The sequence below is a fragment of the Corynebacterium sp. genome, from assembly GCF_030532715.1.
Taxonomy (GTDB): domain Bacteria; phylum Actinomycetota; class Actinomycetes; order Mycobacteriales; family Mycobacteriaceae; genus Corynebacterium.
On record NZ_JAUNKO010000002.1, the window covers coordinates 172,651 to 194,819 of the forward strand.

The 22,169-nt window shown below is 60.6% G+C and carries 23 protein-coding genes; 8 read left to right on the forward strand and 15 right to left on the reverse strand.

What is annotated here, in order from left to right; genetic code table 11:
* Positions 1-48 precede the first annotated feature (48 nt).
* Both Q4D83_RS03905 and Q4D83_RS03910 read left to right on the forward strand, forming a co-directional pair.
* Positions 49-819 carry an isoprenyl transferase gene (locus Q4D83_RS03905; protein WP_303173157.1) on the forward strand — a complete coding sequence of 257 codons (771 nt, stop codon included), beginning with the start codon at positions 49-51 and terminating at the stop codon, positions 817-819.
* Positions 816-1,367, forward strand: coding sequence for a flavodoxin domain-containing protein (locus tag Q4D83_RS03910; RefSeq protein ID WP_303173159.1), 552 nt, complete (start codon positions 816-818; stop codon positions 1,365-1,367). The genes Q4D83_RS03905 and Q4D83_RS03910 overlap by 4 nt, the downstream gene beginning before the upstream one ends.
* On the opposite strand, the gene coaA is transcribed toward Q4D83_RS03910, so the two are convergent.
* Entirely contained in the window at positions 1,364-2,290 is a 927-nt protein-coding gene (gene coaA / locus Q4D83_RS03915) for a type I pantothenate kinase (RefSeq protein ID WP_303173161.1), read from the reverse strand. The two genes, Q4D83_RS03910 and coaA, sit on opposite strands and share 4 nt — an antisense overlap.
* A 173-nt stretch (positions 2,291-2,463) precedes the next feature.
* Between coaA and glyA the strand changes: the two genes are divergently transcribed.
* The gene (gene glyA / locus Q4D83_RS03920) at positions 2,464-3,762 is read left to right on the forward strand and encodes a serine hydroxymethyltransferase (RefSeq protein ID WP_303173163.1); all 1,299 of its coding nucleotides are present in this window, start codon (positions 2,464-2,466) and stop codon (positions 3,760-3,762) included.
* Between the two features lie 348 nt (positions 3,763-4,110).
* Positions 4,111-5,025: a hypothetical protein gene (locus Q4D83_RS03925; RefSeq protein WP_303173165.1), complete on the forward strand. Its 915-nt coding sequence runs from the start codon at positions 4,111-4,113 to the stop codon at positions 5,023-5,025.
* Positions 5,026-5,177: 152 nt separating this feature from the next.
* On the opposite strand, the gene Q4D83_RS03930 is transcribed toward Q4D83_RS03925, so the two are convergent.
* Positions 5,178-5,528 (reverse strand): DUF5997 family protein, encoded by a 351-nt coding sequence (locus Q4D83_RS03930; RefSeq protein WP_303173585.1) that lies wholly within the window; start codon positions 5,526-5,528, stop codon positions 5,178-5,180.
* A 45-nt stretch (positions 5,529-5,573) separates the two neighbouring features.
* Here Q4D83_RS03930 and Q4D83_RS03935 point away from each other — a divergent pair, with 45 nt between their 5' ends.
* The gene (locus Q4D83_RS03935; protein WP_303173167.1) at positions 5,574-6,209 is read left to right on the forward strand and encodes a LysR family transcriptional regulator; all 636 of its coding nucleotides are present in this window, start codon (positions 5,574-5,576) and stop codon (positions 6,207-6,209) included.
* A gap of 7 nt (positions 6,210-6,216) precedes the next feature.
* On the opposite strand, the gene Q4D83_RS03940 is transcribed toward Q4D83_RS03935, so the two are convergent.
* Genes Q4D83_RS03940 through Q4D83_RS03955 form a run of 4 tightly spaced genes read right to left on the reverse strand, consistent with a single transcriptional unit; the run spans position 6,217 to position 9,719 of the window.
* A complete protein-coding gene (locus Q4D83_RS03940; RefSeq protein ID WP_303173169.1) occupies positions 6,217-7,092 on the reverse strand; it encodes a biotin-dependent carboxyltransferase family protein in 876 nt (291 codons plus the stop codon).
* Entirely contained in the window at positions 7,085-7,729 is a 645-nt protein-coding gene (locus Q4D83_RS03945) for an allophanate hydrolase subunit 1 (protein ID WP_303173171.1), read from the reverse strand. The genes Q4D83_RS03940 and Q4D83_RS03945 overlap by 8 nt, the downstream gene beginning before the upstream one ends.
* Positions 7,719-8,465 carry a LamB/YcsF family protein gene (locus Q4D83_RS03950; RefSeq protein WP_303173172.1) on the reverse strand — a complete coding sequence of 249 codons (747 nt, stop codon included), beginning with the start codon at positions 8,463-8,465 and terminating at the stop codon, positions 7,719-7,721. The genes Q4D83_RS03945 and Q4D83_RS03950 overlap by 11 nt, the downstream gene beginning before the upstream one ends.
* A 21-nt stretch (positions 8,466-8,486) precedes the next feature.
* A complete protein-coding gene (locus Q4D83_RS03955) occupies positions 8,487-9,719 on the reverse strand; it encodes an NRAMP family divalent metal transporter (protein WP_303173174.1) in 1,233 nt (410 codons plus the stop codon).
* A gap of 170 nt (positions 9,720-9,889) precedes the next feature.
* Between Q4D83_RS03955 and Q4D83_RS03960 the strand changes: the two genes are divergently transcribed.
* Positions 9,890-10,522 carry a GntR family transcriptional regulator gene (locus Q4D83_RS03960; protein ID WP_303173176.1) on the forward strand — a complete coding sequence of 211 codons (633 nt, stop codon included), beginning with the start codon at positions 9,890-9,892 and terminating at the stop codon, positions 10,520-10,522.
* Between the two features lie 70 nt (positions 10,523-10,592).
* On the opposite strand, the gene Q4D83_RS03965 is transcribed toward Q4D83_RS03960, so the two are convergent.
* Positions 10,593-11,996, reverse strand: a complete 1,404-nt coding sequence (locus Q4D83_RS03965) for a class II fumarate hydratase (protein ID WP_303173178.1) — start codon at positions 11,994-11,996, stop codon at positions 10,593-10,595.
* Positions 11,997-12,137: 141 nt separating this feature from the next.
* Positions 12,138-13,151, reverse strand: a complete 1,014-nt coding sequence (gene glpX / locus Q4D83_RS03970; RefSeq protein ID WP_303173180.1) for a class II fructose-bisphosphatase — start codon at positions 13,149-13,151, stop codon at positions 12,138-12,140.
* 155 nt (positions 13,152-13,306) lie between these two features.
* On the opposite strand from glpX, the gene Q4D83_RS03975 reads away from it, so the two are divergent.
* Positions 13,307-13,873: a DUF4245 domain-containing protein gene (locus Q4D83_RS03975; protein WP_303173181.1), complete on the forward strand. Its 567-nt coding sequence runs from the start codon at positions 13,307-13,309 to the stop codon at positions 13,871-13,873.
* Between the two features lie 13 nt (positions 13,874-13,886).
* On the opposite strand, the gene Q4D83_RS03980 is transcribed toward Q4D83_RS03975, so the two are convergent.
* Positions 13,887-14,123, reverse strand: coding sequence for an exodeoxyribonuclease VII small subunit (locus tag Q4D83_RS03980; protein ID WP_303173183.1), 237 nt, complete (start codon positions 14,121-14,123; stop codon positions 13,887-13,889).
* 25 nt (positions 14,124-14,148) lie between these two features.
* Positions 14,149-15,363 carry an exodeoxyribonuclease VII large subunit gene (gene xseA, locus Q4D83_RS03985; RefSeq protein ID WP_303173184.1) on the reverse strand — a complete coding sequence of 405 codons (1,215 nt, stop codon included), beginning with the start codon at positions 15,361-15,363 and terminating at the stop codon, positions 14,149-14,151.
* 68 nt (positions 15,364-15,431) lie between these two features.
* Here xseA and Q4D83_RS03990 point away from each other — a divergent pair, with 68 nt between their 5' ends.
* Entirely contained in the window at positions 15,432-16,388 is a 957-nt protein-coding gene (locus Q4D83_RS03990; protein ID WP_303173186.1) for a 4-hydroxy-3-methylbut-2-enyl diphosphate reductase, read from the forward strand.
* On the opposite strand, the gene Q4D83_RS03995 is transcribed toward Q4D83_RS03990, so the two are convergent.
* The 5 genes from Q4D83_RS03995 to Q4D83_RS04015 form a co-directional block, all read right to left on the reverse strand.
* Complete coding sequence (locus Q4D83_RS03995) at positions 16,385-17,023, reverse strand: DUF6542 domain-containing protein (protein ID WP_303173188.1); 639 nt, start codon at positions 17,021-17,023, stop codon at positions 16,385-16,387. The genes Q4D83_RS03990 and Q4D83_RS03995 overlap by 4 nt on opposite strands.
* A 20-nt stretch (positions 17,024-17,043) precedes the next feature.
* A complete protein-coding gene (locus Q4D83_RS04000) occupies positions 17,044-18,264 on the reverse strand; it encodes an AI-2E family transporter (RefSeq protein WP_303173587.1) in 1,221 nt (406 codons plus the stop codon).
* Positions 18,265-18,398: 134 nt separating this feature from the next.
* Positions 18,399-18,566: a methionine/alanine import NSS transporter subunit MetS gene (gene metS, locus Q4D83_RS04005; RefSeq protein ID WP_303173189.1), complete on the reverse strand. Its 168-nt coding sequence runs from the start codon at positions 18,564-18,566 to the stop codon at positions 18,399-18,401.
* A gap of 25 nt (positions 18,567-18,591) precedes the next feature.
* Positions 18,592-20,217: a sodium-dependent transporter gene (locus Q4D83_RS04010; protein ID WP_303173191.1), complete on the reverse strand. Its 1,626-nt coding sequence runs from the start codon at positions 20,215-20,217 to the stop codon at positions 18,592-18,594.
* Positions 20,218-20,368: 151 nt separating this feature from the next.
* Positions 20,369-22,153: a SulP family inorganic anion transporter gene (locus Q4D83_RS04015; protein ID WP_303173193.1), complete on the reverse strand. Its 1,785-nt coding sequence runs from the start codon at positions 22,151-22,153 to the stop codon at positions 20,369-20,371.
* Positions 22,154-22,169 lie beyond the last annotated feature (16 nt).

A 22,169-nucleotide genomic window follows, 5' to 3' on the forward strand; every position in this document is an offset into this window, starting at 1 on the left:
GTATGCCCGCGCGTGCACGTGGGACGGTGCGCACATAAACTAGGTGTCGTGAACTATCTGCCGAAGCTGCTGTACCCCGTGTACGAGAAACTTCTCCGACGTGAATTGCGCGGGGCAAAGCATCCGAAGCATGTCGCCATCATGTGTGATGGGAACCGGCGGTGGGCGCGGGAGGCGGGGTTCGCGGATGTTAGCCATGGGCACCGCGTGGGCGCGAAAAAGATCGGGGAGATGGTCCGTTGGTGCGCCGATACCGATATTGAACTGGTGACCATCTACCTGCTGTCCACCGAAAACTTGGGGCGGGAGTCCGAGGAGCTGGAGCTGCTGTTCGACATTATTGGCGATGTTGTGGCGGAGCTTTCCGCCCCCGCCGCAGATTGCCGGGTGCGGCTCGTGGGCCACTTGGATTTGCTGCCGGAGCAGGTGGCCACGCGGTTGCGGGACGCGGTGCGCGACACCGACGACCATTCGGGGGTGACCGTCAACGTCGCTGTGGGCTACGGTGGGCGCCAGGAAATTGTCGACGCCGTGCGCGAACTGATTGACGATCTCGGCGCGCGCGGCATTGCCCCAGAGAAGATGGCTTCGGAGGTGTCGGTGGAATCCATTTCGTCGCACCTGTACACTTCGGGGCAACCCGATCCCGACTTGGTAATCCGTACTTCTGGGGAGCAGCGGCTGTCCGGGTTTTTGCTGTGGCAGGCGGCGTACTCAGAAATCTGGTTTACCGATACTTACTGGCCGGCGTTTCGTCGCATCGATTTTTTGCGCGCGTTGCGTGATTACTCTTCGCGGCACCGCCGTTTTGGAAAATGAAATCACCTTACATTCTCGTTGAATCTGTCTACGGCTCCACTCAGGAGTACGCCACCGAACTAGCCAAGCGCACGGACGGTGTGATCCGCCCGTTAGCAGTCGCGGAGGAGACGTTCGCTGCGGAGCTTGCGGCGACGCCCGCACCGATTATCGTGTGCGCTCCCAACTACGGGCCCGTGAACAAGGGGGTGTCTTGGTTGAAGGATCATGGGCTGCTGGTGCGCCGCCACGCGGTTGCTCTCGTGGTGGTGGGCATGTCCCTGCCCGAGTACGCCCGTTCCCGCGATGCGGCGGGCGGCGCCTTGGGGGATCTCGCCCCAGAGGTGGAGCGGTTCTACCTGCCGGGCCGGCTTCGCCATTCCCAGCTCAGCGCCAAGCACCGCAGCGTGCTGTGGTCGGTGAATCAAATGATTAAGCGGAAACCGGGCTTAAATGAAAACGATCGCAACATGATCGCCGAGTACGGCAAAGACGTGGATCACGTTGACTTCGCGCACGTGCAACCCGTTGTGGATTGGTGGCGGGCGCTGACCCTCGAGCGGGTCTAGATATTGCGCATGCGGACCCGCTCGACGAGGTGGTTGGCGTCTTTAAACAGCACCAGTGAGGCGCGCACCCGGGTGGGCAGGATGTTTTCCACCAGGTTCGGGAGGTTGACGGACTGCCAGATTTCGCGGGCTTCCGCGCGGGCGCGGGCGTCGTCAAGCTGGGCGTAGTGGGAGAAATGTGCGCCGGGGGCGGAAAACGCGGTGCTGCGCAGCTCGAGGAAGCGGTCGATGTACCAGCGCTCAATATCATCGGTGCGGGCGTCCACATACACGGAAAAATCGAACAGGTCGCTGACCATGAGCGTGGGCCCCGTTTGCAGCACGTTGAGGCCCTCGAGGATGAGGATGTCGGGCTGCCGGACCGTAATGAACTCGTCCGGCACACGGTCGTACAACGTGTGCGAATACACCGGCGCGGTGCAGGCGGGTCGGCCGGCCTTGACCTCGGTGACAAAGCGTAACAGCGCCCGCTGATCGTAGCTTTCGGGGTAGCCTTTTCGGTTCATAATATTGCGCCGGTGCAATTCGGCAGCGGGGTAGAGGAAACCGTCGGTGGTTACCAAGTCCACCCGTGGGTGGGATTCCCAACGCTGGAGCAGTACCTGCAATACGCGCGCAGTGGTGGATTTGCCCACCGCGACGGAGCCCGCAATGCCGATAACAAATGGAACGTGCGGGGTTTGGGCCCCAAGGAACGTTTCGGTGGCTTTCATCAGCTCTTGGCGAGCGTTGATTTGCAGGTGAATCAGGCGGCTGAGCGGCAGGTATACTTCGGCGACTTCGTCGAGATCGATATTGTCGCCGATACCGCGGAGCTGTTCCAACTCGGCGGCGGTAAGCACTTGCGGCATTGACTGACGCAGCCTTCGCCACTGTGTGCGGTTGAAGTCGAGGTACGGGCTGACCACGTTGGGGCGAACCATACACCTTATTGTGCCAACCAATGCCGCAGCTGACGAACATGGGGTGAGGCGAACTCCTCGACGCTAGTAGGTACGTACGAAAAATCTAGTTACAATAAGCGGGCATTCACTTACGTCGGTGCCCCGCGAGGTCTTGCGGCCCGACTGACTTTGAAAGGTTTGACGGTACTACCATGACCGATGCCACCACAGATGTTCGTTATCAATCGCTCACGCAGCTGGATCCAGAGGTGGCGCAGGCCATGGCCGGCGAGCTCGCCAGGCAACGCAACACCTTAGAGATGATCGCCTCCGAAAACTTCGTGCCACGCGCCGTGCTGCAAGCACAAGGCTCCGTGCTTACGAATAAGTATGCGGAGGGGTATCCGGGGCGCCGGTACTACGGCGGCTGCGAAGACGTGGACGTGGTGGAAAACCTTGCCATCGCACGCGCCAAGGAAGTATTCGGCGCGGAGGCTGCGAACGTGCAGCCACACGCCGGCGCGCAAGCCAACGCCGCGGTACTCATGGCGCTGGCGAACCCTGGGGACAAAATCATGGGCCTGTCGCTGGCACACGGCGGGCACCTCACCCACGGTATGAAGCTGAACTTCTCCGGCAAACTGTACGAGGTCGCGGCCTACGGTGTTGACGCTGAAACCATGCGCATTGACATGGACCAGGTGCGCGAACAGGCCCTGGCGGAACGCCCCGACGTGATTATCGCGGGCTGGTCCGCCTACCCGCGCCACTTGGACTTCGCAGCGTTCCGCGACATTGCCGACGAAGTGGGCGCGAAACTATGGGTAGACATGGCGCACTTCGCTGGCTTGGTTGCCGCGGGCCTGCACCCCTCACCCGTACCGCATGCCGACGTCGTGTCCACCACCGTGCACAAAACCCTGGGCGGCCCGCGCTCCGGGCTGATCCTGTCCCGCGAGCAGTGGGCGAAGAAGATCAACTCCGCAGTGTTCCCCGGCCAGCAGGGCGGGCCGTTGATGCATGCAATCGCGGCGAAGGCGGTGTCGCTGAAGATCGCCGCCACCGAGGAGTTCCGGGAGCGGCAGCAGCGCACGCTGGAGGGGGCGCGCATTTTGGCGGAGCGGCTCATGGCGGCGGATTGCCGCGCTGCCGGGGTGGATGTGCTCACCGGCGGTACGGACGTGCACCTCGTGCTGGCGGACCTGCGCAACTCCACCATGAACGGCCAGGAGGCGGAGGATTTGCTGCACGCCGTGGGGATTACCGTCAACCGTAACGCTGTGCCGAATGATCCGCGCCCGCCAATGGTGACCTCCGGGCTGCGCATCGGCACGCCCGCCTTGGCTACCCGGGGTTTCGACGCCGCGGCTTTTACCGAGGTTGCAGACATTATCGGCAGCGCGCTGGCCGCGGGCAGCGGGGCGGACGTGCAGGCGTTGCGTGGCCGCGTGACCGCACTCGCGGAACAATACCCACTGTATGACGGCCTGGAGGAGTGGAAGCTCATCTAGCTCGTTGTAGTTGGCCGCCACCCCTGAACACAGCGGGGTGGTGCGGATAAACCCCGGTGAAGAATTAGCTTCATCGGGGTTTTATGCGCGCGGCGTGCATCACATCTGCTGATAAGTTGTGTACGATCGCAGGGGTGATGTTGCCCCGGGTGATGGGGCGGCTTCTCGCCGCTTCGCACGAAGGATCGAATGGGTTGTTTCCGGGGTGGGGCATATTGCGAAGATAAATAGATTGTGTTTTGCTACACGGAGTTCTTTGTAGGGGCAAACGTATACAATTGCCTTGACAAATGTGCTTAACTACAGCGTATAAAATATTTGAATGAGAATGCGCGGAGGGAGCCGAATATGTCCATGCGACGCCTAGCGCAGGGAGTTGTGCTTGCGTTTCTTGGTGTGGTGTTTATTTCAACGTGGCTTTTAGTTTTGGGTGTTCCTATTTACGTGGTAGCGCTGCTTCAGCTTAGTATTGCTGTTGTCGCGGGCGGTATTGTTTGGTGGTTCTCGGAGCGGGCAGGAAAGCAAAAAACCGAGGAACAACCGGTGGTGGAACAGCCGCCCGAGCCGCAGGTGAAAACACCGACGGTGGAGGAGGCTCCCACGGAGCCAATGCCGACGCCAAACGTGTTGCCTAAAAAGGTACCCACAGGTTTTCCGGAAATCGATTTACGGCAGGCGAAAGACCAGCTCCGATCCAAGCTGGGCACACAGGCGGGGGATGCGCCCACATCGGAGAAAATGTCCAAGGCGAAAATGCTTCCCGGTGCGCGGGCGGCAATGGAACGATTTGGGCTGGTAGAGGCGGAATTACGGCACACGATAGCAAAGTCCCGGCCGCGGCCGGCAGAGCAGGGAAGGTACCAATTTGTAGCGGGGGAGCATTCCGTGATCGTTTCGGAAGACGGTACCTGCATCCTTGGGGTGTTCCCATACTCCGGGCCGGAGGCCGAGCTGGTGGCAGCCGCCCGCGACAAAGCGAAAGTTGCGCTGCGCAAGCCTTCGCCCATGGACATGCCGAAGAAGCGCGCCACACCGAAAGCTGACCGCCGTATCGCAGCACCTACCACCGCGAAAGAGATGAAAGAGTTGTTGGAGCAGCGTGGATTTGAGGTGGAGTTGCGCGGAAAACACTACAACGTTACCCACCCAGATCATCCGGGCGTGCGCTCAACTATGGCGGCATCGCCGTCGGATTTTCGATGGAACTTGAATCTCATTTCGCAGATTCGCGGCGCATTCGGCGTGGATCTCCGCATGGCGTGACGCGTTGCTAATAACTGCCGAATGTTATTCATGCCTTTTCACAGTGGGCCGGCGCGGCAGGATGAAAACAATCCTGGCGCCGCGGCCCACAATTCCCCTATCTTCGAATAGTTGATCGAATATTTTATGGGTAAAACGGGGGCGTGGAAAGGCTATTGGGTGTGCTCCTCAGCGGTCCCGCCGCGCTGTTCTTCACGCTGCTTGGCCAATTGCGTCCGAGCGGCGCGCAGCCAATCCGGCTGGTGCTCCAACATCGCCTTGATTTCCGCGGTGGTCAGCGGGCGGTCACAATCGTTGCGCTTTAACGCGGCAATCGTAATGCCCAGTTTCTGGGCCACCACGGGCCGCGGATGCGGGCCGGTGCGGCGCAGCTCGCGGAGCCACTCCGGCGGGTTTGTTTGGAGCTCCACAAACGCGGCGTGGCTGAGCGGGGTGTTTTGAAACTCCTCCGGGGTGGCCGGCAGGTAGATCCCCAGCTTCTTCGCAGCTGTTTGCGGTTTCATATTATTTGATGCGGTTGTCACATCGTCAACGGTAACATTTGTGCCATGAGCTTGACTATTGCCTACGTCCACGGCACCGCTCCCCAGAAGTGGTTCACGCGCTTCTCGGAGCACACCAAGCACGGCATCGAGCGCACATTCGGTTGTGATGATCCCGTGGCGGCCCTTGCAGCTGACGAGGCTCGCGTGGCATTCGTACGTTTGCCCGACGCTCACATTGGGGACGGCACCGGTCAAGACGCATACCATGTGGTGCGCCTTTATGAAGAGCAACCCGGCATTGGGCTGCCCAAAGACAATGAACTTACCTTGCTGGAGGAAATCACCCGGGCCGATATCGCCGCGGAAACGGTACTGTATCAGCCGGCGAATGCGGTGGATGTGGCGGCCGTCCGCGAGGCCGCCCACGTCGTGGCCGCCAATGTTGGCGTGGTGATTGCCCCGCGCCCGTTGCTGCGCAGTATGAACCTGAAAGAAGTTGAGCACCGGGCATATGCAGAAGGTCAGCCCACCACCATCGCCGTGGTGTGGAAAAAGGTCCACGACGGGGACGCCATCCAAGATTTCGTGGGTATTACCCGTGGGCGCACCGCGAACTCGTCACGCCAGGCGGCGCCCAAGCGCAAAGCCCGCGACAAAGCGCGGGCGAAGCAGCAACGGCGGGCGGCGGGGCGCAGATGAGCGCGGGTTAAGCAAGGCGGAAGCGGACGCTATCGCCGGCGGCCAATTGGCCCGCGCGGTCGCACGAACGCGACGTAAGGACCGCAATCACGGGGTAACCGCCGGTCACGGGGTGATCGGGGCCGAAAATGACGGGGTCGCCGCTCGGTGGCACCTGGATCGAACCGCGTACCATGCCTTCGCTGCGGAGCTCTTCGTGGCGCGCCCGTTGCAGTGGGGTGGTTGCGTGCATCCGCAACCCAATCCTGTTTGATTCCGGAGACACCTTGAATTCCTGAGACAGGAAATCCAACATACTTTCTGAGCTAAACCAGTCCGATCGGGGGCCTAAGATTACGCTCAATTCCTCATGGCGGCGCGGCCGCCACAGGGGCGGCAACTGGCGCAACTTTGGCCACCAATGTTCGCCAGCGGTAAAATCGCCGCGCGTCAACACATCCCCCGCGCGGATTGGTTCCGGCCCAAGGTTGCTCAGCATATCCCGGGCGGCGCTGCCCAGGGTGGTGGGGACGTGAAAACCGCCGCGGATCGCAAGGTACGAACGCAGCCCGTAGTTGGAATGCCCCAACGACACGGTATCGCCGGCGTGTAGATCCAGCAGCGTATTGGTGTAGCTTTCCCGCGTTTTCCCATTGGACTTGATCGTGATGGGGGTGGCGGTGCCGGTAACAATCGCCGTAGTATCCGCCAATACTTTCGCTTCGAATCCGCCGATCAGAATTTCGATTACGGGAGCTTGTGGGCCGTTGCCTACCGCGTGGTTCGCGCGGGCCGCGCTCAATCGGTCGAACGACCCAGAGGGGCTGACCCCGATATTGGCGTAGCCGATGCGTCCGCGATCCTGAAACATCGCGAGCGGGCCGGGGGAGATTACCTCAAGCATTGCGGGCCTCAAAACGTACTGTGTCGCCTGGTTGAATATATGCGGGCGGAGTGCGATTAACCTCCCACATGGGGGTATCCGTAGTGCCGATAATCTGCCAGCCACCCGGGGAAGCCTGGGGGTACACACCCGAGTATTCGCCCGCTAACCCCACGGATCCGGTGGCGATCTTTGCGCGGGGTTGGCTGCGGCGGGGAATATTCCATAACGGGGTGGTGGGTACCAAGTACACAAACCCGGGTGCGAACCCGCCAAACGCCGCCAACCAGCGCATTTCCGTGTGCTTTTCGATCACCCCGGACACGCTCAACCCAGTGGCTTCCGCGACAACCTCAAGATCGGGGCCGGAGTAATCCACGGGGATGACCACTTCATTTCCCTGGATTTCGCCGGTACCTTCGAGGCTAAGATTCGCGAATACTTGTGCGGCTTCTTGGGGGGTGGTGCGCGCGGTGTCGAGGGTGACCAACACCGTCGCCGCCGCCGGCACAATGTCAATAACCCCCGGCAGGCCAAGTTGCTGAATCTGCCGGTGCACATTCATCACCACGGCGAGTGTGGAAAGGCCTAAGGCCTTGGCGTCGGCGTCGTGAATATCTACCAGCACGGCGGTATCACCGCAGGGTTTAATGTCCATTGCTCACCGCCACGCCGTGGGCTTCCAGCCCGACAATGATTTGCTTGACCACCTCGAGCGCTTCGGGGTTATCACCATGAACGCAAATGGAATCCGCCTTGACCAGCAACTCTTCGCCCGAGTGCGTGGTTACCGGTTTGCCAGTGGCGATCGCGATGGCCTGTTCGATTGCGCGTTCGGCGTCGAGGACCGCGCCCGGCATGCTGCGGGACGCCAGCGACCCATCCGGCAAATAGTGCCGGTCCGCGAACGCTTCGGCGATGGTGGGTAGACCTGCCTCCTCCGCCCACTGCAAAATTGGGGTTCCGGCCAACCCCATGATCGGCAGCCGGAACGGCAAAATGCCTTCGATGACGGCCATCGCTTGCGTCTTATCCCGGGCGATCCGGTTGTACAGCGCGCCGTGAGGTTTGACGTATTCGACTTTGGCGCCCACGGAGAAGGCCGCAGCCTGGAGCGCACCGACTTGGTAAATGGTTTCTGCGGTGAGGGACGCGGAATCGTAATCCATGGCGCGCCGACCGAAACCCGCGAGGTCCCGGTAGCCCGGGTGGGCGCCAATGCGGACGCCGTGTGCACGAGCTTTTGCGCACGTGCGGCGCATCACCAGCGGGTCGCCCGCGTGGAAGCCACAGGCCACGTTCGCGCTGCTGACGAGCTTAAGGATCGCGCCGTCGTTGCCCATACTCCAGGAGCCGTAGCTTTCGCCGAGGTCGCTATTGAGATCGATCTGCATCAGTGTGTTCGCCTCCGGTGGTTACGCTGTTGCGCTAAGTAGTTCAAAAACCTTGCCGAACGACGTCCAGGCGAGCCACCATGCGATCAGCGTGGACAACGTGCCGATGGTGAGCAGCCACATGGGGTAGCGGTAGCCATTGAGAAGGTCCTTTTGGCGGAACGCCGCCACGTACATCATGAGCGTCAAGCCGATCGGGAGCACCAGCCCATTGAACGCACCCGCGAAGACAAGGAGTTGCTTCGGGGCGGTACCCAACGCCATAAACAGCACACCCGAGATCGCGATAAACGCAATGGTCACCCACGTTTGTAGCGTGCGCCGCTCGGGGGCGTTCGAAACCAGGAAGGTTGCGGAGGTGTAGCTCGCGCCGATGACCGAGCTCAAGGCGGCTGCCCACAGCACGATGCCGAAGAAGCGCAAGCCCAGATCGCCGGCGGCGGCTTGGAATGCGTCGCCAGCAGGGTTTTGCCCGCCCAGGGTTGCGCCACCAACCACCACGCCCAGCACGGCGAGGAACAACACCACGCGCATAACACCGGTGAGCAAAATGCCGGTGATGGAGGAACGAGCAACATCTTTCACGTGTTCGACGCCGGTGCGGCCGCTGTCCAACATGCGGTGCGCCCCTGCGTAGGTGATGTAGCCACCGACGGTGCCACCGACGAGGGTGGTGATGGTCACCCAGTCGATTGTCTCCGGCCACACGGTGTTGCGCAGTGCGTCGCCTACCGGAGGGTTGGATACGATAGCCACATACAGGGTGAGCAGCATCATCATCACACCCAGCACGACGATGAGCTTGTCTAATGCGCCGCCGATGCGTTGGAACAAGAACACGCCAATCGCGAGGAGGGCGGTGAGGATACCGCCGAGTTTCACATCTGCACCCATCAACGCGTTGGTGCCCAAGCCAGCACCCGAAATATTGCCGATGTTAAACACAATGCCACCGACGGCGATACATACTGCCAGTACCCAACCCAAGCCGGGGACTACCCGATTGCCCAGCTCTTGGGCGCGCAGGCCGGAAATGCCAATGACGCGCCACACGTTAAGCTGAATGGCGATATCCAAAATGATTGACACCAAGATTGCGAATGCGAATGCGGCGCCTAGTTGGCTGGTGAATACGGCTGTTTGCGTCAAAAACCCAGGGCCGATGGCACTGGTCGCCATAAGGAAAATCGCGCCTAAAAGTGCGCTGCGGGCCGTCGCCGAAGCGGCCGCTTGGCCCAAGGTTTTTTCTGCCATAACAATGTCCTTTGCAAGTGTGGTGCCAGGTGTTGAGTGTGCGGGCCTCGCGTGGGTGCGGCTTTCGCGTTGTTCAACAACGATCAGATTATAGGATTGATGTGTCGGGCCACACAATCTCAAGTTCATATTTACCAGATCACTACTAGAAACGGATACGCTTTTTCATTATGGGCAGAGCAACCATTGATGAACTCGTGCGATTACTTACCGATCGCATTTACCGAGGGGAACTGCGCGCGGGGGAGCAACTCGCCGAGATAGGTTTATCCACCCAGTTAGGGGTATCCAGAAACACCCTGCGAGAGGCGTTTCGTATGCTCGCCCGCGATGGCCTCGTGGAGCATATCCCCCATCGAGGGGTGTTTGTCAGCACGGTCACCGAGGAAATCCATGATGTGTATGAATTTCGCCGGTTCGTGGAACTCGGCGCGCTCGATCACGTGCACCGCGACCCGCACGTCACCATGGAATGCCTCAACGCCATGGAACGCGCGTGCGATGCCGCGGAGGCGGCGGCGGAAGCCAACGATTGGGTGAACGTCGGCGCCGCCAACTCAGAGTTCCATCAAGCGATTGTGAACCTCGTGGGCTGCCAACGCCTCAGCGACCATTCGAGGGTGGTGCTCGCACACCTGCGGCTGTTGTTTCTTGCCACGTCTGATTGGAAAGCCGTACACAAACCCTTCATCGATATGAATCGCAGCATTCTCTTCGCGCTTCAGCGAAACGATGTCGAACAAGCGCGCGTACTCCTCGCAGATTATTTGCTGCGATCAGAGCGCCTCTTCAGCGGCGGATAGGGCTCGCTTCATGCAAAACCCTTCCGGGCGCTCCTGATGCGGAGCCACGGAAGGGTTTGATCTGAATGAACTACTTGTCGCGGTCAGTGTTGCACATTGCTAACACGTCGAGGCGCTTGTCGAGTTCTTCCTCGGTGAGGTTCTTGCCATCAACAAAGCCCATGTCGATCACCGTCTGGCGGATGGTCTTGCCTTCCTTCAGCGCAGTCTTGGCAACCTTCGCGGCGTTCTCGTAGCCGATCGCGGAGTTCAGCGGGGTAACAATCGACGGGGAGGATTCCGCCAACGTCTTCATGCGTTCGACGTTAGGTTCGATGCCGTCGACGAGCTTTTCGGCGAACATGCGGGAGGTGTTGGCCAGCAACACGGCGGATTCGAGGACGTTGCGCGCCATCACAGGGATAAACACGTTGAGTTCGAAGGCGCCCTGGGCGCCACCAAACACCACGGCGGCGTCATTGCCCACGACCTGGGCCGCAACCTGGGTTGCGGTTTCGCACAGCACCGGGTTGACCTTGCCGGGCATGATGGAGGAGCCGGGCTGCAGGTCGGGCAGGTGAATCTCGGCGAGGCCGGTGAGCGGGCCGGAACCCATCCACCGGATATCGTTTGCAATCTTGTTCAAGGACACCGCGATGGTGCGCATCGCACCGGAGAATTCCACCAAACCGTCGCGGTTAGCCTGGGCTTCGAAGTGGTTTTCGCACTCGCGGAGTTCCTCAACGCCGGTGAGCTTGACCAGTTCGGCCACCACCTTGGGGCCGAAATCTGCTGGGGTGTTCAGGCCGGTGCCCACGGCGGTGCCGCCGATCGGCAGCTCACCCAAGCGCGGCAGGGTGGCCTCAACACGTTCGATACCAGCTTCGATTTGGCGGGCGTAGCCTGCGAACTCTTGGCCGAGGGTGACCGGCACCGCGTCCATCAGGTGGGTGCGGCCGGACTTGACCACGTCCTTCCATGCTTGCGCCTTCGCAGAAAGAGACTCGTGCAGCTTCTTCAGGCCGGGGATGAGGTCCTTGACGGCAGCTTCCGTGGCCGCGACGTGGGTGGCGGTGGGGAAGGTGTCGTTGGAGGACTGGCCCATATTGACGTCATCGTTGGGGTGTACGTCCACGCCGTTTGCCTTGGCGATGGAGGCGATCACCTCGTTCGTGTTCATGTTCGAAGACGTGCCGGAACCGGTCTGGAAAACGTCGATGGGGAATTCGCTGTTGTGCTTGCCATCCGCGATTTCCTTGGCGGCGGCGATGATGGCGTCAGCCTTTTCTGCAGGCAGCAGGCCGCGGTCTTTGTTTACCTGCGCACAGGCGGCTTTGAGCAGGCCCATGGCGCGGATCTGTGCGGCTTCCAAGCCGCGGCCGGAGATAGGGAAATTCTCGACGGCGCGCTGGGTTTGCGCACGCCACAGAGCGTTCACCGGAACCTTCACTTCACCCATGGTGTCGTGTTCAATGCGGAATTCCTGCTCGGTCATATAGTCCACCTTCTACGTTGAAAGTTCATGCAAAACGCCGTGACGCACACGGCACAGCAACTAGTATGCCCAAAAAAATTCGGCACCGTGTGGTCGGTGCCGAACAAGCTAGGCTCTAGTGAGCTAGATCATAATTGGGGGTTAGTTGCGGGTGTAATCCACCACCGAATATTCCTGCAATTTTGCCAGCTTGTGTACTGATTCGATGTAGCGCACCGTGCCCGACCTCGAACGCATGACCAGTGAGCGGGTGGTCGCCCCGTTCTTGCGGTAGCTCACACCACGCAACATATCGCCGTTGGTCACACCGGTGGCCACGAAGTAGCAGTTATCTGAAGACACCAGGTCATTGGTGGTTAGCACGCGATCCAGGTCGTGGCCCGCGTCCAACGCTTTGCGGATTTCCGCGTCGTTTCGGGGATGCAACATGCCCTGAATCTCTCCGCCCATACATTTCATTGCGCAGGCGGTGATGATGCCCTCGGGGGTGCCGCCGATACCCATCATGATGTCCACGGAGTTCGTATCCTGCGCTGCGGCCACCGCGCCAGCGACGTCACCGTCGCGGATCAAGCGTACCTTCGCGCCAGCGCGCCGGATATCCGTAATCAGGGCATCGTGCCGCGGGCGGTCCAAAACCACCACAGTCACATCGGCGGGGGTAATTCCCTTTTCCTTGGCCACCACCCCAATGTTGTGCGCGACGGGTGCTTGGATATCGATCTTGCCGGCAGCTTCCGGGCCGACGGCAATCTTGTTCATGTAGAACACCGCGGAGGGGTCGTACATGGAGCCGCGTTCCGCGGCGGCCAGTACGGAAATCGCGTTGGGGCGGCCTTCCGCCATGAGGGTGGTGCCATCTACGGGATCCACGGCGATATCAACGTCGGCGCCGTCACCCGTGCCTACTTCCTCACCGTTGTACAACATTGGGGCTTGGTCTTTTTCACCTTCACCAATTACAACGACGCCGCGCATGCTCACAGAGTTGATGAGTTTGCGCATGGCATCCACCGCGGCGCCGTCACCCTCGTTTTTCATGCCGCGGCCAACCCAGCGCCCAGATGCGAGTGCCGCTGCTTCCGTGACGCGAACGAGCTCCAACGCGAGGTTACGATCTGGGCGCTCGTGAGCTTCCTGGTGCGGTGTATTCATAACTGGCGGCCTCCTGATAACGGCGAAATCACATTAGCGGGCGCAGTTAGCCGAACATCCGTCCGGCTAAACTCTGCGGTTCTATTGTTGCACTAGTCTCCCGTGAAATGTCCCCTTTTTCCACCCGAATTGGGGCCTTCTGCCATACTGTTCGAGTGGCAGAGAATAAACCCCGTATTTTCCAAGACGGGAAAGACATTTCCATGACCCTTCTGGTCCTGTTGCTCATCATGCTGCTGTCGGTGGGTTTTACGGGGTTGTGTTCCTTCAATCCAGGCGCACCGGAAAACGGCCCTGTGCGCGCCGTTGATGCGCGGCAGTTTTTAGAGCTTGAGGCCCGTGCGGTGAAATTCCCAGTGCGGATGCCGGAGGTCCCTGAAGGCTGGACCGCTAACTCTGCCCGTCGCACCAGTGTTCAACAAGAGCCCGCGCCGGTGATTGGTTGGGTGACCGCCGAAGGCGCCTACCTGCAGCTCACCCAAACCGGCGCACCGGTGGACAAAGCTATGAAAACCATGAAGGAGGCCTCCGACGAGGCCGATCCGGTGTCTGTCGCGGGGCAATCGTTTCGCCATTTCACCCCCGCGGACGGTTCCGGGGATGACACGTGGGTGGCCGACTTGGGCGATGTTCGCTTCGTCATTGTTGGTACCGCCGGCAGCCAAGAGTTCGAAGAGCTTGCCACTGCGGCGATCCGCGCCGAACCTATCGCCGTGTCCTAGTCGGGCGGGCCGACTATTCTTGGGCGCGCCCGATGGCTTCTTCGACTCGGGCGTGCGCCCCGGCTAAGTGCTCTTCGCAGCGTTTCGCCAGTGCTTCGCCGCGTTCCCAGTAGGTGAGGGATTCGTCTAGGCTCATTTGCCCAAGCTCGAGGATTTTCACTATTTCTACGAGTTCGTCCCGTGCGGTTTCGTAGCTGAGTTCGGTGACGGGGGTGAATTCTTTGGGGGTTCCGGAGCCGATGGTGTTCATGGGCAATGCTTCCTTCAACGGTGTGTTAGTTGGCGGGCGTGGTGTTGATTGAGGCTGCGGTGATGGATCCGTCGCTGACACGGATTCGCAATTGGCTGCCGGGCGGGGCTTGCGCGATTGCGGTAACCACGTCGCCTGGCGGGGTGACCTGCACGACGGCGTAGCCGCGGGCCAGCGTGGCGGCGGGGCCGAGGGTGGCGATTCTGGCGCGCAGCGCACTGACCGTGGTGTCCGCGTGGCGGAGCTGTTGGGTAATGTCGCGCCGAATCAACGTACGTGCGTGCTGGATTTCTTCGGCGCGCCGGTTGATGGGGGTGAACGGGTCCGCCAGCACGGGCCGGGATCGCACGCTGGCAAGGCCTTGCATTTCGCGTTGCACCCAGCCGCGTAAGGCCGCAGCGGAGCGCTGCCGGAGCTCTTCGATGAGCGCGCGTTCCGCGACGACGTCCGGTACAACGCGTTTCGCGGCGTCGGTGGGCGTGGCGGCGCGGAGGTCCGCGACGTTGTCAAGCACGGGGTTGTCGGGTTCGTGCCCGATCGCGGAGACCACCGGGGTGGTTGCGGCTGCGACGGCGCGCTGGAGGGCTTCCTCGGAAAAGGGCAGGAGGTCTTCCACGGAGCCGCCGCCGCGCGCGATGATAATCACATCTACGTTCGGGTTGGCGTCGAGGGTTTCCAGGGCGGCGATAATTTCGGGGACGGCAGGCGCGCCTTGGACGGCCGTGTTGATCACCTCGAAGCGGACTTCGGGCCACCGGTCGCGCGCCACGCTGAGTACGTCGCGTTCGGCGGCGGAGCCACGCCCAGTGATCAGGCCAACGCAGCGCGGTAGGTACGGGAGGGGGCGTTTGCGGGCGGCGTCGAAAAGCCCTTCGGCAGCCAGCTGCTTGCGCAATTGTTCGATGCGGGCGAGGAGTTCGCCGATGCCCACGGGCCGAATTTCGGTGGCCCACAGGGAGAAGGAACCACGCCCGGAATAGAACGCTGGTTTGGCGTAGATGACCACGCGGTCGCCGTCGCGCAACGACGTCCCTTTCAGCACGGTTGTTGGGCAGGTGACCTGCACGCTTGCTTCGGCTTCCGTATCGCGAAGCGTGAGGTAGGACAGCCGCCACGAGGGTTTCATGTTCACCTGGGTGAGCTGCCCCTCCACCCAAATATGGCCCAAGCGTTCGATCCAAGCCTTGACTTTGGCGTTGACTTCGCGGACGGGCCACGGGTGTTCAGCAGTGGTAGCCACCTTGAAAAACTCCCTTTCCTTGTGGGTGAACGCACCTATTGTAGGTGTTGTTGGATACTCTGTATCGCATGACCGCACCCAAGAAGATTTTGCTTGCTGCCCCCCGCGGGTATTGCGCCGGCGTGGATCGCGCCGTGGAAACCGTGGAACGCGCGCTGGAGAAGTATGGCGCGCCGGTGTACGTGCGCAAAGAGATCGTCCACAATCGCTATGTGGTGGATACCCTCGCGGAGCGCGGCGCCGTGTTTGTAGACGAAACCGACGAAGTCCCCGAAGGCTCCCACCTTGTGTTTTCCGCCCACGGTGTGAGCCCAGCCGTGCACGCCGAGGCGCGCGCGCTGTCCCTGCAAACCCTCGATGCAACCTGCCCGCTGGTGACCAAGGTACACAACGAGGTGAAGCGGTTCGCCCGCGACGGCTATCAAATTCTGTTGATCGGTCACGAGGGCCACGAGGAGGTGGAAGGCACCGCCGGGGAAGCGCCCGACGTGGTGCATTTGGTCGACGGCGTGGAATCCGTGGAACAGTTGGAATTCGCCGCGGACGACAAGCTGGTGTGGCTTTCCCAAACCACGCTGTCGGTGGATGAAACCATGGAAATTGTGCGGCTCCTCAAAGCCAAGTTCCCGCACCTGATCGACCCCCCGAGCGACGACATTTGCTACGCCACGCAGAACCGGCAGGTGGCCGTGAAAGCCATCGCGGAGCGCTGCGACCTCGTCATCGTTGTGGGTTCGCAAAACTCTTCCAATTCGAAGCGGCTGGTGGAGGTGGCGCTGCAAGCCGGCGCGGACGCCAGCTATCTTGTCGATTTCGCATCCCAGGTCGACCCCGCTTGGCTCGAAGGGGTGTCCACTGTGGGCGTGACATCGGGCGCGTCGGTGCCGGAAATCCTCGTCCAGGATGTGCTGAAACTATTGGCCGAATACGGGTTTACCGACGTCGAGGAAGTGACCACCGCCGCGGAAAAACTGGTGTTTTCCCTCCCGCGCGTACTTCGGCCGCAGGACCGGGCGCAACGCTAACGGTACAGGTCGTCGTGCCGTGAGGCGGCGCGCCGCTGGCGCATCAACTCCTGCACCGTGACCTGCGAGGATTGCGCCCCCTGCGCGCGGTGGGTGCGGCGCGTGCGCACCGTGGTCCGCGCCCGGGTTGCCTGCTCTGCGCGCTGCTGATTAACCTTGCGCACCTTCTGCTGCTTGACCACTCGGCGGCGCATCGCACGTTTTTGTGCCTGGTAGGCGAGGACCCAGCGTGTCATCGCAATGACGATGGTAATCACCGTCACGGTCATCAAAAACGGGAATTGCTCCGTCAGCGGATACACCGCGGTAATGATTTCCGTGCGCGTGATCGGCCCGTCCGCCCCAGGCAGCATACGTCCCACGAGCCAGGCGGTGATGGGCATGCACACCCCGAACGCGAACGGAAGTTGCGCGGCGGTGACAAACAGCCCGCGCGGCTCCACAAACAACACCGCAACAATGCCGCCTGCGGCGAAACACCACAAAAACGCGGGGCCGAGCTCCTTGAAGTTCATACTCAACAGCGCACCGGTGATCAGCGAGGCAAAAATTATCGACGTCGCGGACCACACCGGCACCCCAAAGCGAGCGGCGGCGGGGAGACGAGGAGGCGCGGTTCGATAGTGTTGAGTCACGGGGCGTTATTCTACCGGGGTCAGGAGCGAAATACATGTAGGATATCCTGCAAGCGGGACAAGCTGGGGGTCAGGGTACCGTCCCGACGAGCCGCGCGCATCTTTCGCCCAGCTTCTTCGCCCTCTTGAGCGGTCAACGAACCCACCAATGTGGCGAACTCAATATCGGAGGCGCGTTTCTCCCCAGAGCGCAACGCAACCAAATCGCTCAGGTACCGCAGCAGCACCGCCAGCATGGCGGCCGTTGGCACCGCCAGAAACGCGCCGACAATGCCGAACAAGCTGCCACCCAAGGTCACCGACAGCAAAATCACCACGGGGTGCAGGTTTACCGCGCGGGATTGCACAATCGGCTGCAAAATATTGCCCTCGAGCTGCTGCACCAAGATCACCAGCCCCAGCACGAAAAACGCGGTGGTGGCGCCGTGGGACACGAACGCGATCATCACCGCTAAAGCGCCGGCGACCACCGCGCCCACAATTGGGATAAACCCGGCGATAAACGTCAGCGTACCCAACGCCAATGCCATGGGCACGCCGAGGAGGACTAGCCCAAGGCCGATAAACACGGCGTCGACAAGCGAAACGAGTGCCTGGGCGCGGATAAACCCCGCCAGCGTAATCCACGCGCGAGTAAGCAGTTCGGTGAGATGCCAACCCACGCGGCGGCCCGTCACCTCCCGCAACCACGGCATAAACTTCGGGCCGTCCTTGAGGAAGAAGAAGGTCAACACCAGTACAATGCCGAACGTCACCACCACGGACGAGGCCACACCAATGCCGGCGAAGAGCTCCCCGGCAATGGTGCCGGATTGCTGCTGCAACCACGTGGCGGCGTCCGAAAACCAGCCGTTCAAGTCTTCGCTGTTAATGTTCAGCGGCGGGCTTTGCAGCCACAATTGCAGCCGCTGCACCCCCTCAAACGCCTGGAAGAATAGTGTTTGGGATTGGTTAACAATACTCGGTGCGATCAGGCCGATAAGCCCGCCGAAAAACGCCAACGCGCCCAAAATGGTAATGATTGCCGAGAGGGCGGGCGGTACGCCGCGGCGTTGCATCCACCCGGTGGGCGTCCACAACACCGACGACAAGATCAACGCGATAAAAATGGGCAGCAGTCCGCGCCAGAACTTGCTCATGACATACCACGTCACCCACGACGCCGCGGCGATCACAAGGAGGCGTAAACACCACCAAGTAAACGTCTTAATCCCGTCGGCGATGACTTCAAAGCGGTCAATCGAGTCATGCGCCTCGAGTTCCTGAAACGCCTGGGTTGCCTCGCCTCGGAAGTCCTTTTCGTTCACGTCCTCCATATTGCCAAAGAAATGCGAAACGCCTCCCGAAGGAGACGTTTACGTTGCGTAAAAACTATCTAGTCGTTTTCGTGTGAGATCAACACATCATCCGTGGCGAACTCCGAATTGCCCAGCACACCCGACATTTCGTCCGGGTTGCGGCGCAACGCCAGAATGCTCACAATCAGGCCGCCCCAAATCACCACCATGAACAGGATCATCATCATAATCGCGATGCCACTCATTGCTGTTCCTTTCCTGCGTTGTGGGTTAGCTAAGCCCGTTGGTATCGGTGTACTGCTCGGCGGCAAAGCCAGCGGCGCGACGCGGAATGTACTTGCGCGGCCGGTCGATCGTGCGTTCCGTATCCGGATCCACGCCGAAGTCCGAGCCGGGCGGGCCGACCAAACTGACCCCATTGTTCCACGGCAGCACCGACGCCAGCAGCGAACCAAGGGTAATCACCGCCAACACGCCCCAACCATACAAGCCCAATTGGCTGGCGGAATACCCCTCGTAGGGTTCGCGAATCAGGTTGATCAGCTCTTGCAGCAGGGTGTAGCCCAACACGATCGTGGTGATGTTGACCACGCACACGCGCCAGACGGTGTTCACCTTGAACGAAGACACTGCGTTGAGGTGCAGGGAAAACTCATCGATGCGACGCAGCACCCAGTCCAGCACCACGATGGTGATCAAGGCGACGGAAACGATGCCGATCTGGTTGGTGTACTTGTCCATGATGTCCAAGGTGACCAACGCGGAAGTGGTGGAAAACAGCGCCAAGGAAATCAAACCCATGACCACACCGACGGCGATCGCGGTGGACTTCCGCGGGGAGTTGAGCTTGTCTTTGACCGCGGACACCACAACCTCCAGCAGGGAGAACAAGGAGGTGAAGCCGGCGATGGTCAAGCAGCCGAAGAACAGCACGCCGAACACCGGGCCGAACGCCATTTGGTTGATGATGGTGGGGAACGCGAAGAACGCCAAGCCGATGCCGGAGGTGGCAACCTCGCTCACCGGGGTGTTGGCCTGGACGGACATAAAACCCAAGGCGGCGAACACGCCGATACCCGCCAGCACCTCAAACGAAGAGTTCGCAAACGCGGTGACCAAGCCGGTGCCCGTCAGGTTCGTGCGCGGCTTCAAGTAGGAGGAGTAGGTGAGCATGATGCCAAAGCCCACCGACAGGGAGAAGAAGATCTGGCCATAGGCGGCAACCCACACGCCGGGGTCGGACAGCGCCGCCCAGTTCGGGGTGAAGAATGCGTCCAAGCCGGTTGCCGCACCGGGCAGGAATAGCGCCTGCACCACGACGATAATAAACAGGGCGGTCAAAATGGGCATGAAAATCTTGGATACTTTACCGATGCCCTCATCCACGCCCATGGCCAGCACCACGATGGCGAGCGCCCACACCAGCGCCAGTGCGATGGCGATCTGGGGGATGATTTCAAAGGAGAAGGTGACGGAAGGATCCATCTGCAAAAAGTCGTTCAAGAAGTGCTCTTGTGGGTTGTCGCCCCACGCCATATTGAAGGACTTCACCGTGTACAGGCCCGCCCACGCGATGATGGAGGCGTAGTAGATGGTGATGAAGAAGGAGATGCCCACCTGGATCCAGCCGATGGGTTCCGCCCACGACTTCACACGACGGAACACCAGTGGCGCGGAACCGCGGTAGCGGTGCCCCAGGGTGTAGTCGAGGAACAACAAGGGGATACCTGCGGTGAGCAGGGCCACCATATAGGGGACGAGGAACGCGCCGCCACCGTTTTCGTAGGCGACGTAGGGGAAGCGCCAAATATTTCCCAGGCCGACCGCCGAGCCAATGGCGGCAAGAAGGAACGCGATACGGGTGGAAAATACTTCGCGACGAGGTGATTCAGCCATGGTCGGCCTTTCCGTCGATGGTATGGATACCGGTAGAGAACTTACAAAACTTCACAGCAAAATTTAGGAAACTCTGTAATTCATCTCACGCTGTGGGCAGATATTAGCACACCGTTCCACATATTGGAATGCGATTGGGTAATCTACCTCACTATTGCGATCGTTTTCGCTGGTCAATCACCCAATCGGCATACCCTTGCACCCCAGCCGGCAGCGTCGGGAAAATGCGGTCGCGCCCAATCCTATCGATCACATCAGCGTCCACAAATTGGCGATACATGCCCTGCTTCACCCGAGCCATCGCAAACACAATCCCACGCTGCTTCAGTTGCCTGCGCAACTCATCCACCGCATCAATCGCCGTCAAATCAATCTCCACATTTGCTTCGGCGTTTAGCAAGAACCAGCGAACTCGGGAGGGAGCGGCGTCGACAGCCGCCAACGCCCGCGTAATAAAATCGTCCGCGTTAGCGAAAAACAGCGGGGAATCGTAGCGGTACACCAGCAACCCCGGCACCTGGGTGGCAATATCGTAATCCTCCACATTGTGCATGCCCGCCACGCCGTCAACGTAGCCCAACACCCCGTCGTTCGGCTTGGCCAACCGCCGCAGCAAATCAATAATGCTCAACGCCACAGCAATCGCAATGCCCTCCAACACCCCCAACGACACCACCGCAACGGCTGTCGACGCCGCCAACATCAGCTCACTTGTACGAAACCGCGCGATGCGCTTCCAGGCGCGCGGATCAATCAACTTCACCGCAGCCACAATCACAATCGCCCCGAGCGACGCGGCTGGAAAATGCGACAACGCAGGCGCCAACACCAAAATCGTCAACACCACCGTCACCGCCGCAACAATCGAATACATCTGCGTGCGCGAGTCCATGACACGAGCCAACACCGCGCGGCTGCCACTCGAACTCACCGGGAAACCACCTGTCAACCCGGTGCCAATATTGACCAAACCTAGCGCCAAACATTCCTGATTCGAATTAATACGCGGCTCCTTCGACTGGCGAAACGCCCGCGCCGTCAACATATTGTCCGAATACGCGACCACCGTAATCCCAATCGCCGCATTCAGCAGCGCCACCACATTAATATCGCGCAACGAAGGCAACCCCACATCCGGCAACCCCCGCGGAAGCTGCCCAATCACCTCCACCCCGTGCTGCTCCAAACCCGTCGCCCACACCACCACCGTGGACACAATAATCACCATCAACGGAGCCGGCCACGTAGGCAAAAACCGAAACAACAAAATCAACGCCGCGATACACGCAAGCGCCAGCCACAACGTCGGCTGATGCACCTCCGGCAAACGATGCAGCAACTCCCACGCCGCAATCACATCATGCTGCCCGTCGGAGCGCACCTTGGTAATCGTGTCCAACTGGCTCAAAATCATCAGCACCGCAACACCCGCAAGGTAGCCAATGAGAACCGGCTTAGACAAAAACTCCGAAATGAACCCCAGGCGGGCAACATACCCAACCAACGACACCGCACCCACCGCCAGCGCCAACAACGCAGCCATCTGCGCCGCGCGCTCCGGAGAAGGATTACTACCCGCAAGCGCGGCGATACCCGCAGCCGTCATCAACGCCGTCGTCGACTCCGGTCCCACCGAAATCGACCGCGACGTACCCACAAACGCGTACAACACCAGCGGGATAATCGCCGACCACAAACCAACCACCGGCGGCAACCCCGCAATCGTGGCATACGCCATCACCTGCGGCACCAAATACGCGGCGACCGTAATCCCGGCCAAAAAGTCGAATCGAAACCACCGCCGCTGATAATTCCGAAGCACCGAATACCCCAACGAATGCTGCACGGTGGCAGGTGGGTGGGGCTCCCCGCCGCCAAGCGAAGACATCAAATCCTTAATCGGCCCTGGTGGGCCCGAAGGCACGCCACTGTTCATAGCACGAGCTTAGTGA